This window comes from Pseudoalteromonas sp. ND6B, assembly GCF_000764215.1.
In the GTDB taxonomy this organism is placed as follows: domain Bacteria; phylum Pseudomonadota; class Gammaproteobacteria; order Enterobacterales; family Alteromonadaceae; genus Pseudoalteromonas; species Pseudoalteromonas tetraodonis.
In genome coordinates this window covers 28240-41286 of sequence record NZ_JQFL01000072.1, presented here as the reverse complement: position 1 = coordinate 41286, position 13047 = coordinate 28240, and the positions used below count along the sequence as shown (strand labels likewise).

Sequence of the window (13047 nt, the reverse complement as noted above, 5' to 3'; positions counted from 1 at the left end):
ATTACCCCTTAGTTAACAACTGTCGCACCCATGGGCGGTGCTTTTCACGGTGTAAAATTTCATTTTTAAGACGAATTAAAGTCACAGTACCAACAAACGCGGCAAAGGCTAAAATATTAATCATTAACGGCCAAAACATACTTGGATCTACCGCGTCGCGGTTAAACTTAGTGATGCTTGCCCCTTGATGCAGGGTATTCCACCATTCCACCGAAAAGTGAATGATAGGCAAGTTAATAACCCCAACAATAGCTAAAATAGACGCGGCGCGACCGGCTGATTTTTTATCTTCAAAGGCATGGTACAAAGACAACACCCCTAGATATAAAAATAACAAAATGAGCTCAGAGGTCAGTCGTGCATCCCATACCCACCAAGCACCCCACATAGGTTTACCCCACGCAGCACCGGTGATTAAGGCTATTGCGGTCATGCAGGCACCTACGGGTGCTATTGCAATAACCGCAAGCTCTGCATTGCGTAATTGCCATACCAACGCAACAATGGCAGCAATCGCCATTGATGAATAGGCGCCCATAGATAAAATAGCGGAGGGCACGTGAATAAAAATAATACGGTAACTGTCTTTTTGTTGGTAATCGGCAGGAGCAAAACCTAATCCCCATACCCAACCGACAATCATACTAATAACCGTTACTACTGCAAAATATGGCAGTAGAGTATTGCATAATTGATATGCTCGCTCTGCTTTCGCATACGGATGTAACCACTTCCACATATTAACTTACACTCACTTTTAATGCTGATGATATGGCAATTGGCGCACTGATAGTCGCAACGACTAACATCGCACCAAGGATTGCAAGCTGACCACTGTAATCCAGCGACATAGTGCTGGTATCAATAGCGGAAGTTGCAAAAATTAAAACCGGAATATACAAAGGCAAAACGAGCAGACTCATTAAAATGCCGCCTTTTTGTAATCCCACAGTCAAGCCCGCCCCTATTGCGCCTATGAAGCTTAATAAAGGCGTACCCAATAATAGCGTTAATAACGTAGCCATTAGGGCCGTCGTATCTAAATTTAGTAGTAAAGCAAATAAAGGGGTCATTAGCACTAACGGGAGGCCGGTGATCACCCAGTGTGCGGCTACTTTGCCCAGTACCGTTAATGATAATGGGTATGACGAAGCAATGAGCTGCTCCAAAGAGCCGTCGTGGTAATCATCTCTAAACAGTTTATCAAGGCCAAGCATGGTCGATAATAAAGCCGCAACCCAAATAATGCCCGGTGCCATTCTTGATAACAAGCCTGGCTCAGGCCCTATGGCTAATGGAAACAGTGAGATAACAATTAAAAAAAACAAGATAGGATTAACTATTTCAGCGCGCTGACGAAAAGCGAGCTTAACGTCTTTGCTAAATACCGCGACAAATAACTGCCAATATGAATGCTGTCGTGTCATTAGTGGCGGTACTCCAAAGTCAACGTTTGTAAGTCACTAAAGTGGGTGGTTAAATCTTGGTGTGTTGTTAACAAAATAGCGCCCCCCTTTGATAAGTGCTCAGTAAAACGTTGCTGTAAAAAGGCAACCCCGCTTTTATCTAGCGCCGTGAAAGGTTCATCTAAAATCCATAACTTCGCTTCAGATAACCATAATCGAACGAGTGCCACCCGCCGCTGTTGACCCGCAGATAACATTCTTACAGGCACATCTTCCAGCCCCACTAAACCTAACTTACTTAATAAAGGGTATAAGTCAGGAGTATCAACATAACCATTAATAGCCAACCAATGTGCTACATTTTCAAGTGCACTAAGTTGTACGTTAACACCGGTTTTATGGCCTATAAATAATAAGTCTCTGGCATATTCGTCATAATATTTTTTGATAGATTGATTTAGGTATAAAATATCACCTTCATCCGGCAGCGAAAAACCAGCAATAATGCGCAATAATGATGTTTTACCAGCCCCATTAGGGCCGGCTAACTGCATGATTTGACCGCTTTTAAGGCTAAAATTAAGTTCATCAAACAAACAACGCTCTTGCTTGATACAAGTAACGGACTTAATGTGTAACAAGATGACGATTCTCTCTGCCAAAAATTAGCCGTAAGTCTACCATAATGATAGGGTAATACGAATATTGCTTTAGAATCGATTTACTTAAAATAAAGAAAACTTGATATAAAATAATGAATACACCAACGCACATCACATTGTCTAACCCACAGGTTAGTAATCAAACAACTGATTCAGGTAAGGCTGCGTTAGCAACACTGCCACCTGAAGTGCTGGCGGCAAAAAATATTCAGTTTTCTAAAGATTCAGTCACGCTTGATGTGTTTATGAATAAGCATTGGCAAACGATTCGCCTTGGGACAACTGAGACATTCACAAACGTTGAAAAAATAGCAAGCGCTAACATACAGTTAAGTGCAGATGGTAAAAGCTTAACCATCATCCCTAACAATACAACTTTAACAATTAAACAACCGGCTCAGTTGCAACGATTTTTAAATTTTATAAACACCCAAAGTGATATTCAAAACAGTCCACTATCACTTCAGGTGGTATTACAACCCACACCAAAGTTGGTCATTGAAAAATTTAATGCCAGTATTGCTATTAATAAACACGTTGCACAATTACTCGCAGATGAGCCTTTAATAAAGGGGATGATTGAAACGGATAGCAAAGGTACACGACTTAACATTATTAACCGTTTTGCTGATATAGTGCATTCACAGCCACTAAACCAAGCCAAACTAACACAGTTGCTTGCCAGTAATTTAACCCCTGCTCAGCTTCATGCTATGCCTAAGTTTGCGGTATTAAGCCCAAACTCTTTTAAAGACTCATTAACTATTAACCTAAGTCATCGACAATTAAGTGAACTACCTACCATCCCGACTAAGGTAAACATTACTCACCAAGCAGATAAATTACTGATCAAAACCGCTTATCACACTATGACTGTGAGCCTTAAAAACTCATTTAGTAAACCGTTTAATGAGATGCTCTCTTTGCAACAGTCGCAAGGCCTAATTGATCCCTCGCCAAGTAAACAGCATCCGCTCAGCACGATAAACAGTCCCATACAATCATGGTTAAAAAGCAGTTTTGCTGATTTTAAAACACGTATTTTAGATGCGGTAAAGTACTTTGAAAGCAAGCCATTTACGACCTCGGTAAGCTCATCTCAAAAACCAGAATTTACAGGCAATGCTCAGCAAAAATGGCTCAACCCAATGCAAAAAATTGACATCACACAATTAAAAAACGTGTCAAATTTAGCGCCGCCCCTAATGCAATTTACCCAGCAAATAAAATCAAGCGTTTCTATGTGGCAACAACAACCGTTAGCAGCACACGCTTTATCTCCTTTAGTGACTCCTTTTTCATCCTCACCAACTAACGCGGCTACATTTGGTCAGAGCTTACAGCCTTTAGAAAAACTCTTATTAGGGACGGTTTTAAAACACAGTCCAAACACCTCAATAGAACAAAAAGATGCGACCAACCAAATAGTAAGCAGCCAACTTAATACCATTACAAGCAAACTGACTGATCAAGGAACCGATTTAAACCGTTTAGTTAATCAGGCTTTTAATCGCATGTTGTCAGATACTAATTTACACCCAGCAACCATACAGCGCGAAATACTCAGCACCATAAAGCCCACACAACTTCAAAGCGACATCTTACAAAGCTCGTTTAATAGAGGTGTTGAACAGCTTTCATTAAGCATTTTAGCCGCGCCTATCATTAACCAAAATCCAAGTGCGGTGAGTATTAATAATCAAACGGGTTTAGAAGCTTTACTGCAAGTTTTATTACCGACGTTTAAAGTAGGTAATAGCGCCAATAAATTGTTGGAACAATTACAGCAACCACAAGTACAAGCATTAGCAGGTGAATTAACCCAAATTAAAAACACATTAAGTCAAGTACAAACGCCTGCTATCAGCCAACAACCTGACACAAACGCCTTAGTGCAATTTTTATTACCGATGAAGCTGCCTGCTGAAGCGGCGCAAACAGAAATAACTTTAGGGCAGTATAAAAAGCACAGTAGCGGTAAACTAGCGGATAAAAATGTCTGGTTTATTAGGCTCAACTTTGATTATGCCGAACTGGGTAAGCTACAAATAATCGCAGAACTCATGGATAAAGCTTTAGATTGCCAGTTGTTAGCCTCAACCCAAGCGGTGAGCGCTTTAGCTCATCCACATCTTGATAATTTACGCTCAAAACTGGCAAAACAAGGCTTACAGGTGGGTGAGCTTAAACTAAAACGAGCGGATGATAACCATCAAGCATTTTACCAATCGCATGCCATTATTAATATTAAGGTTTAGTCATGACTGAGTCATCAAAAAGCAATTCAGCAATTGGACTACTCTACGAGGCGGGACATTCACCCATTGTAAGTGCTAAAGGGTTTGGTGAACTGGCGGATGAAATTATTGCCCTAGCCAAAGAAAAAGGAATTTTAATCCATCAAGATGAAGCACTTGCAAATACACTATCGAAACTAGACCTCGCAGAAGAGATCCCCAAAGAGTTGTACTTTGTTATTGCTGAGCTCATTGCGTTTTCATACGTGGTTAGAGGAAAGTTTCCGCCTGGTTGGCAAGACTTTCAGGGAAAGCTAAATATAAAAGCATAACGCAGTGTTATAAAAGCAAAAAAGGCGCTAAGCGCCTTTTTGTTTGTGTAATGAAAACAACAGTTCAGCCTCGGCGCGGGGTAATTCACATTCGCGAATAACCTCATCTAAATCAGCACCTAACTCAACCATTTTTACTGCACGAGAGTATATTTTAGCATCGGGGTCATCGTATTTTTGAGCTGCTTGTTGCTGTATCAGCTCTTGGTTTTGTTGTTCTACCTCAAGCACACGCTTACCAATACTCAGTAAACCGGTTCGCAACTCTGACACTTCGCTACGTAAAATATTAATCTGCTCTGATGAATCTTTAAACTGTTGTAATTGCGCGCCAAGCTCACTCGCATAGCGCTTTTTAAACATCACAATTAAAAGCAGCGAGAATAGTCCAAAAACTAAACCCGCAATAGCAATACCAAGTAATAACATAGTTTTATGTAGAGAAGCTTATATATCGCTTAACTCATCCCATTCGTCATCACTAAGTAGTTTATTTAAATCAACCAGAATAAGTAACTCATTGTCGCGGTTACATACACCTTGAATAAATTTAGCACTTTCCTCTGTACCTACATTTGGCGCACTGTCAATTTCAGAGCTACGTAGGTAAACAACCTCAGAAACGCTATCGGCTAGAATGCCAATCACTTGCTCTTCTGCTTCAATAATTAAAATACGTGAATTATCCGTCGCTTCAATATCAGGTAAACCAAAACGAGAGCGAGTATCAATAACGGTAACAACATTACCACGTAAGTTAATAATACCAATCACATACGAAGGTGCACCTGGTACAGGAGCAATCTCGGTGTAACGCAGTATTTCTTGCACTTGCATTACATTTACGCCATAAGTTTCATCTTCTAGCTTGAACGTAACCCACTGCAAAATCTCATCATTATTATCTGCATTTTTCTTAGCTGACAGTAATTTATCTTCACTCATGCTCTTACCTCGTAATGGTCATTACTTGTGACGGCTATCTAAGCCTTTCTCTAATAGTGCGTTTAAATTATTAACATCTATTAAAGCACACATTTTTTCTTTAATTACTCCAGCAAGCCATGGGCGCTTACTGTTATTTGTACGCCATTTTACATCTTCTTTACTCAATGTAATGTTATTTATTAGTTTTTCTGCTAATAAACCCCATTGGCTATCACCTAAAGTGATGAGGTATTGATAATTTAAAGATGCCTCTAACTGCTCATCGTACTTTTCAGGCATAACCCAGCGAGCGGTATCAACAACATTGAGCTTTTCTTCTCGGTTGATCATAACCCCTTTAAACCACTTAGGCTTGCCAAATAAATGATTTACTTCTCCAAGCTCATGAATGCCACCTAAGGCTTTTAGCGGCACCGCTAAAGTAAGCCCTGCCACTTCAAAAAACAGCGCTTGAAACTCACCATCAAAGTAGTCAGCTTCACCACCTACAACCACCTCTTGCTCAGGCACGACGTGTTGCTCTTGGAGAGTGTCAATTTCTACATTCGATACTTGCTTATTGAGCTTTTCAACTTCAACAACAGGCTCAACTATTACTGGTTGTTCTTTTTGCTCTTCATACGTTACCTGCTCAAGCAGTTTAGCAACAGGCTCAAGGTCTTTTGTTGGTTCGTCATCAGATAATAACGCCCCTAAGTACTGAGTGACTACTTTTTCATTAGCAAATAATTGCTTACTCATTTATTAACCTTGTTTTATTAAATATTTAAGTAATGCTTTATAAGCATAGACTCCACGCGCATTTGGGCAAAAATCTACCGGTACTTTTTGCGCTAAACTTGCATCTCTAAATTTAGTATCCACAGGAATAACGCCTGGCCATACTTTTTCTTTATACGTTTCTTGTAGTGTTTTATAGGCCTCAAGCGATGCTTTGGTTCGTTTATCATACATAGTTGGAATTATAGTATATTCATAGCTTTTCGCTTGAGAGGTTTGCATTAATTCCATAGTACGCATCATTCTATCGAGCCCTTTAAGCGCCAAGAACTCAGTTTGCACCGGCACTAAGACTCTTTCACAGGCGGCAAGCGCATTGACCATCAGCACACCTAAAACAGGTGGGCAATCTAAAATTGCGTAATCGTAATACTCGCTAATTTTAGCCAGTGTTTTTTTTAAAATCAGGCCCATTCCCGTTTTATTACCCATGCTACGGTCAAGTGTCGCGATCGCCATAGTTGCAGGTAAAATATCTAGGTTTTCAATTGTTGAGGGGCATAATGCTTGCAGTATTTCTTCACTTTTCATACTCGAGCCGCGAGTAAAAATATCGTAAACACTGACCTCTAAATCTTCTGAATCAATACCAAAGTAATAGGTTAGTGAAGCATGAGGATCTGTATCAATCAATAACACACGCTTGCCTTGAAGCGCAAGGATCCCTGCAAGGCTAACCGCTGTAGTGGTTTTGCCTACTCCCCCTTTTTGATTGGCTACTGTCCAAACTTTCACATTACATCCTAATTACTGTTCGTTGCGCGTTGTAACACGGATGCCACCATGCGGTAAACGGATTATTTTTATTGTATCGTCTTGGGCAGGTAGCTCAATTTCTGGCTGACTTTGCTCTGATACTGAAATTGATGATTTCGTTTGTTCATCAGAGGGATCTGGTGCTAAACCATATTTAGAAAGTGCAATCACGACTTTACGGTTTTCAGCACGCCCAGCTTCGGTATCATTATCGGCAAAGGGCGAGTATTGACCATATCCCTCAATGGCCATGCGCGCGGATTCAATGCCCAAACGCTCTAGCTCAACTAATATTGAGGTTGCACGCGCCACTGATAACTCCCAATTAGAACGAAATATTTCATTTCGTATGGTTTCGTTATCTGTATACCCGCGTACTCTTATATAGTTATCGACTGATGCGATGATTGCTTCAATTTTTTTTACAATCTCTTTGGCCTTGTTATGTGCAACAGCACTACCACTGGCAAACAACAATCCGGAATTGAGCTCAATAACCAACCAGTCTTGGCTTAGTTCTAAGCTAGCCTCGCCACTGCGTATCTCATCAATCAGCGACGATTGTAATTTAGCCAATAAACTATCCAGCGGCTTACCTAAGTGGCGTTGACTAATATTGCTATTGTCACTTTGACCATCGAGTAACACTGGGCCTTGCTCTAGCTCTTGAATACTTTCGCCATAGAGTATTTCAGCCTCAGGGGTCACCCTTTCAAGCAATAAAGCATCACCATTTACCCCGTTACCCTGCTGAGAATATTGTTTTGCAGACTTATCAAAAACATGCTCAAGAGAATCAGATAAAACCTTGATGTTGTCTTCTTTGTTTATCGCAATTGCATACAATACAACAAAAAATGCAAACATTATGGTCATATAATCCGCATAAGAAACTAACCAACGCTCAGTATGTTGGCTCTTTAATTGGTGATGACGTAAGCGACGGCGTAACATAGGCGCTAATGGGCCTGTAAAATTGGACGTTCAACGCGGTAGGCTTCAAGCTTTAGTTCTATATTAATAGGGCTCTCACCTTGGCTAATAGCAATTACACCTTCCGCTAACATTTCGTGATAAAGCATCTTTTGTTCAACCCGTTGCTTTAGCTTATTGGCCATGGGTAAAAATAATAAATTAGCCAAACCAACACCATATATAGTTGCAATGAACGCGGTGGCAATACCCGTTCCTAACTGCTCAGGATCGTTAATAAATGACATGGCTTGAATAAGCCCAAGTACAGCACCTAAAATACCAATAGTTGGGCTATACCCACCCATTGCTTCATATACCCGGCTAGCCTCAAGTAATCGTTCTCGCTCAAGTAATAAGTCAATCTCGAGGGTATCGCGTAGTTTTTGCTCTGAACAGCCATCAACTAATAAACTCAGTCCTTTGGCGGCATAGGGATCTGAATGCGCAAGTGCTTCGTTTTCTAATGCTAAATAACCCTCTTGACGGGCTTTATGCGACCAGCGTTTTACTTGCTCAATAGCATCTTCAATATCATGGTCGTCGGTAACAAAAACCCAATGAGTAATACTAAGCATTTTTTTAAATGTATTGGCTGATGTTTGTAGCATCACCGCACCTAATGTACCGCCTAATACAATAATTAGTGCAGGCCCATTAAACAGCGCAGATACCACACCTCCCTCTAAAGAATAACCGATTGCAATAGCACCTAATGCAACCAGTAATCCTAAAACAGAAAGCTTATCCACAGCCAACCTCTCTTTTTAAGCGTGCAGCCACATCATGAAGGCTAATGCTTTCGCTCGCTAAACCTGCACTGGCTATCGCCTGAGGCATACCATAGACAACACAGCTTTTTTCATCCTGAGCCCAAATTGTAGCGCCAGTTTGCTTAAGCATGCGAGCACCATCACGACCATCTGCACCCATGCCTGTCAAAATAATGGCAAGCACATCACCTTGATACGCTTTGGCCGCACTGGCAAAGGTAATATCAACACTTGGTTTATAGTTTACTCGTTCATTTTTATCTTCAAACACACGAAGGGTTCTATTAGAGCCACGTCCTTCTACCATCATTTGCTGGCCACCTGGCGCTAAATAAGCGCACCCAGGTTGTAATCTATCGCCTTGCTGCGCTTCTTTTACCTTAATCTTACACAAGCCATCTAAGCGAGTAGCAAAGGCCGGGGTAAATGCAGCAGGCATATGCTGTATGAGTAAAATAGGGTGTGGAAAATTAGCAGGTAATTGCGTCAAAATAGTTTGCAGTGCAACTGGCCCACCTGTGGATGTACCAATAGCAACTAACTGATACTGCTTACCACTGGCACGCGCTGAGGCACTGCTGTTATTAGGTGCAGGACTCGCATTATTAAAGCTACGATCAGGTTGAACTATCGGCTTTTTAGCAAGGTTAGAAAAGCGTTCAGAACTGTTTGACGCTGGTTTACTAATACTTGGAGATGGGGCCGTTCTCGTAATTCTTCCAATACGCTGGCGGCCTATTTCCTTAACCTTATTTTGCAATAACTTAATTGCATCATCGTTATTGCGAGCAATATCTTCAAACTTTTTAGGTAAAAAGTCCATCGCCCCAGCATCAAGCGCATCCAAAGTGGCAGATGCCCCTGCTCGTGTTAACGATGAAAACATTAAAATAGGTGTTGGATTACTCGCCATGATCTCTTTCACAGCACTAATACCATCCAGCACCGGCATTTCAACATCCATGGTGATAACATCAGGACGTAACTGAGCTGTTTTTTCGACGGCCTCTCGGCCATTTACAGCAAAGCCTATTACCTCAATGCCGCTGTCTTGTTCAAGAATTTCACTCACTCTGCGGCGAAAAAAGCTTGAATCATCAACTACTAAAACTTTAACAGCCATTTCGCTCTCTTATTCAATGAATGGGTAGGCATAAAGTTTATACCTACTTTTTATTATCCAGCGTAATGCTTTAGCATACTCGGTACATCTAATATCAGTGCAATTCCACCATCAGAGGTAATAGTCGCACCCGCCATACCCGGCGTACCTTGCAATAATGCATCTAGAGGCTTGATCACCACTTCTTCTTGACCTATTAGTGAATCAACAACGAACCCTACTTTTTGAGTCCCTATTTGCACAATAACGACATGCCCTTGTGCTTTTCGCTGACCTCTATCAGCGCCTTTTATAAGCCAATGTTCAAGGTAGAATAATGGAATCGACTTTTTACGAACAATAATCGTTAGCTGGCCATCAACCACATTAGTTTTTGTTAAATCTAAGTGGAATATTTCACTTACACCCGCTAGCGGCAAGGCAAAGGTTTGCTCTCCCACCACCACCATTAAGGTAGGCAATATCGCAAGTGTTAGTGGAACTTTGATTTCTAAAGTAGTCCCTACGCCCATTTCTGATTTTATGTTAACCGAGCCATTGAGCTGAGTGATTTTTGTTTTAACCACATCCATACCAACACCACGGCCAGAAATATCTGAGATTTCTTCTTTGGTTGAAAACCCAGGTGCAAAAATAAGGTTATAAGCTTCAGTATCAGAAAGACGACTCGCTTGGTCGTGATCAAGCACCCCTTTACTAATCGCAATCTTTTTAAGCTTTTCAGCATCCATACCGGCACCATCATCTTGGATGGTAAGTAGAATATGATCACCCTGTTGCGAAGCTGATAAAGTCACCGTACCTGTTCTAGGTTTACCCGATGCTTCACGAATATCGGGCATTTCAATACCATGGTCGACCGAGTTGCGAACCAAATGCACCAATGGATCGGCCAATGCTTCCACTAAATTTTTATCTAAATCGGTGTCTTCACCGACAAGTAATAAATTAATATCTTTTTTAAGTGTTCGTGCTAAGTCACGTACAACACGAGGAAAACGGCCAAATACTTTTTTAATTGGCTGCATTCGTGTTTGCATTACTGCACCTTGGATATCAGCAGTCACAACATCTAAGTTGGAAATAGCTTTACCCATAGCCTCGCTATCAGAATTAGTCGCCAAACTCACTAAGCGATTTCGCACAAGTACTAACTCGCCCACCATGTTCATTATTTGGTCTAGGCGTTTGGTATCAACACGTACTGTTGTTTCTGCCGGTGGAGGCGCTGCTTTTTTAGGCGGCGCAGCTTTAGCTGCTTGTGCCGCAGGAGCCGGCTTAGCTGGCTCTGGTTTAGGCTGTGGCTTAGCTGCAGCAACTGGTTCTGGCTTTTTAGCTGCCACTGGTTCTGGTTTACTTACAGGAGCCGGTGTTTCTATCGACTTAGGTGCACCTTTACCATGAAGTTCATCAAGTAACGCTTCAAACTCGTCGTCACTTATTTCATCATCGCCCGAGCTTTGCTCGTTACTTGGTGGAGCCACAGGGGCTGATGGTGTTTGTTGTGGTGTACTTGCGGTTGCTTGGCTCACTTCGCCAAAGCTGCCTACACCATGAAGTTCATCCAATAAGCTGTCAAACTCATCGTCAGTTATATCACCACTGACATCATTGTCACTTGATGATGATTGTTTTTCTTGTGGGGCTTGCCCTTTTCCATGAAGTTCATCAAGTAGGCTTTCGAATTCGTCTTCGGTTATTTCATCAATCTGAGACTCAGTACTGCTGCTATCTGGGCCGCTAAATAATTCATCAAAAGCAAACGGGTCTTCTTCAGCATCGCTGCTCGGTTGCTCTGCAACTGGTTCGGGCTCTACCGATGGGGTTTCGACAGGAGCTACATCTTCAACCACAGAATCGCCGGCAAGCTCTTCTGCTGTCGGTGGCTGTCCAAGTTTGTGAAGTACTGCAAGTAATTCTGGATCAGCAGGCTCTGGCTGGTCACGATTTTTAATCGTGGCAAACATTTCATTAATGGTGTCCAGTGCTTGTAAAATCACATCCATTAATTCAGAGTTAACTGTTCTTACACCTTGGCGCAGTAAATCAAACACATTTTCAGCACCATGACATGCATCAACAAGCTCTGTCATAGCCAAAAAGCCAGCGCCACCCTTTACAGTGTGGAAACCGCGAAATATTGCGTTTAGTAGCTCAGTATCATCTGGGTTGTTTTCCAGTTCTACTAACTGTTCAGATAAAAGCTCAAGGATTTCTCCGGCCTCTACTAAAAAGTCTTGTAAAATATCTTCATCGACTTCAAAGCTCATGCAGTACTCTCCTATTAGAAGCCCAAACTTGATAATAGATCATCAACTTCATCTTGATCAGATACAACATCATTACGCGTTTCTTTATCAATAATAGGCCCTTCGGGACCTGCTAGTGTTTGTGCAACAATGGGATCTTCTATTTTTTCTGGTTGTTCAGTTGGTTCAACCTCACCACCTTGCGCTGCAAATGCAGTTAACAGGTGAATTAAACTTTCTTCAACTTCACGGACAAGTTCAATAACACGGCGAATAACCTGACCGGTTAAATCTTGATAGTCTTGAGCCATCAGCACATTAGTCATCAGCATTTGTAACTCATCGGTTTTGTGATGAGAACTGCTCATAAACTTATCAATACTATGACAAAGTGATTTAAACTCACCAAGCTCTATTTCGCGGTTCATTAAACGATCCCACGTTGGCTTGATATCAGCTATTTCGTCAGCGATTTCTTGTGCTAATGGTAAGCTTGCTTCAACCGCATCCATTGTCTTATTGGCTGCGTTTTCTGTCATTTCCATGACATAGTTAAGGCGTTTTTTTGCGTCAGGGATGGCATCAGTGGTAATGTCTGTTAAACGCGTGTCTAACTCGAAACTTTTTAAAGCTTCGTGCAGTTGACGCGTCAACTTACCCACCTCAGCAAATAACTGTGATTGCTCTTGTGAAGCTGTTTCTAAAATTAACTGATTCGCTTTATCTTGCTCACCATTTTCTAAAAAAACAACTAACTGGCGAGCTTGTTCTAAAGTAATCTGAGGCGCAGCAGGTGCTGACATAAGCCT

At 41.5% G+C, this 13047-nt stretch carries 14 protein-coding genes; 2 read left to right on the top strand and 12 right to left on the bottom strand.

Annotated features, from left to right (window positions below; all coding sequences use genetic code 11):
• Position 1: 1 nt before the first annotated feature.
• Genes ND6B_RS03355 through ccmA form a run of 3 tightly spaced genes read right to left on the bottom strand, consistent with a single transcriptional unit; the run spans position 2 to position 2047 of the window.
• The gene (locus tag ND6B_RS03355) at positions 2–739 is read right to left on the bottom strand and encodes a heme ABC transporter permease (RefSeq protein WP_029609912.1); all 738 of its coding nucleotides are present in this window, start codon (positions 737–739) and stop codon (positions 2–4) included.
• 1 nt (position 740) lies between these two features.
• Positions 741–1427: a heme exporter protein CcmB gene (ccmB, locus tag ND6B_RS03360; RefSeq protein ID WP_033104087.1), complete on the bottom strand. Its 687-nt coding sequence runs from the start codon at positions 1425–1427 to the stop codon at positions 741–743.
• Positions 1427–2047 (bottom strand): cytochrome c biogenesis heme-transporting ATPase CcmA, encoded by a 621-nt coding sequence (gene ccmA / locus ND6B_RS03365; protein ID WP_076920609.1) that lies wholly within the window; start codon positions 2045–2047, stop codon positions 1427–1429. The genes ccmB and ccmA overlap by 1 nt, the downstream gene beginning before the upstream one ends.
• Positions 2048–2160: 113 nt before the next feature.
• Between ccmA and fliK the strand changes: the two genes are divergently transcribed.
• Together fliK and ND6B_RS03375 are read left to right on the top strand one after the other, a co-directional pair.
• On the top strand, positions 2161–4326 hold the full coding sequence (gene fliK / locus ND6B_RS03370; protein ID WP_033104086.1) for a flagellar hook-length control protein FliK: 2166 nt from the start codon (positions 2161–2163) through the stop codon (positions 4324–4326).
• 2 nt (positions 4327–4328) lie between these two features.
• Positions 4329–4637 carry an EscU/YscU/HrcU family type III secretion system export apparatus switch protein gene (locus ND6B_RS03375; protein ID WP_010387940.1) on the top strand — a complete coding sequence of 103 codons (309 nt, stop codon included), beginning with the start codon at positions 4329–4331 and terminating at the stop codon, positions 4635–4637.
• A gap of 27 nt (positions 4638–4664) precedes the next feature.
• Here the strand turns inward: ND6B_RS03375 and ND6B_RS03380 are convergent, their stop codons facing one another.
• From ND6B_RS03380 to ND6B_RS03420, 9 genes are read right to left on the bottom strand one after another with little or no spacing between them, the layout of a single operon-like run.
• A complete protein-coding gene (locus ND6B_RS03380) occupies positions 4665–5066 on the bottom strand; it encodes a DUF2802 domain-containing protein (protein ID WP_008112228.1) in 402 nt (133 codons plus the stop codon).
• An 18-nt stretch (positions 5067–5084) separates the two neighbouring features.
• Positions 5085–5582, bottom strand: a complete 498-nt coding sequence (locus tag ND6B_RS03385) for a chemotaxis protein CheW (RefSeq protein ID WP_008112225.1) — start codon at positions 5580–5582, stop codon at positions 5085–5087.
• Between the two features lie 21 nt (positions 5583–5603).
• Complete coding sequence (locus tag ND6B_RS03390) at positions 5604–6326, bottom strand: chemotaxis protein CheW (protein WP_033104085.1); 723 nt, start codon at positions 6324–6326, stop codon at positions 5604–5606.
• 3 nt (positions 6327–6329) lie between these two features.
• On the bottom strand, positions 6330–7100 hold the full coding sequence (locus ND6B_RS03395) for a ParA family protein (RefSeq protein ID WP_008112222.1): 771 nt from the start codon (positions 7098–7100) through the stop codon (positions 6330–6332).
• Between the two features lie 12 nt (positions 7101–7112).
• Positions 7113–8075 carry a flagellar motor protein MotB gene (locus ND6B_RS03400; protein ID WP_033104084.1) on the bottom strand — a complete coding sequence of 321 codons (963 nt, stop codon included), beginning with the start codon at positions 8073–8075 and terminating at the stop codon, positions 7113–7115.
• Between the two features lie 5 nt (positions 8076–8080).
• Positions 8081–8845, bottom strand: a complete 765-nt coding sequence (locus ND6B_RS03405) for a flagellar motor protein (protein WP_028833993.1) — start codon at positions 8843–8845, stop codon at positions 8081–8083.
• Entirely contained in the window at positions 8838–9989 is a 1152-nt protein-coding gene (locus tag ND6B_RS03410) for a protein-glutamate methylesterase/protein-glutamine glutaminase (RefSeq protein ID WP_016899235.1), read from the bottom strand. The genes ND6B_RS03405 and ND6B_RS03410 overlap by 8 nt, the downstream gene beginning before the upstream one ends.
• A 53-nt stretch (positions 9990–10042) precedes the next feature.
• Positions 10043–12259, bottom strand: a complete 2217-nt coding sequence (locus ND6B_RS03415; RefSeq protein ID WP_033104083.1) for a chemotaxis protein CheA — start codon at positions 12257–12259, stop codon at positions 10043–10045.
• A gap of 14 nt (positions 12260–12273) precedes the next feature.
• Positions 12274–13041: a protein phosphatase CheZ gene (locus ND6B_RS03420; RefSeq protein WP_010387932.1), complete on the bottom strand. Its 768-nt coding sequence runs from the start codon at positions 13039–13041 to the stop codon at positions 12274–12276.
• Positions 13042–13047: the final 6 nt, after the last annotated feature.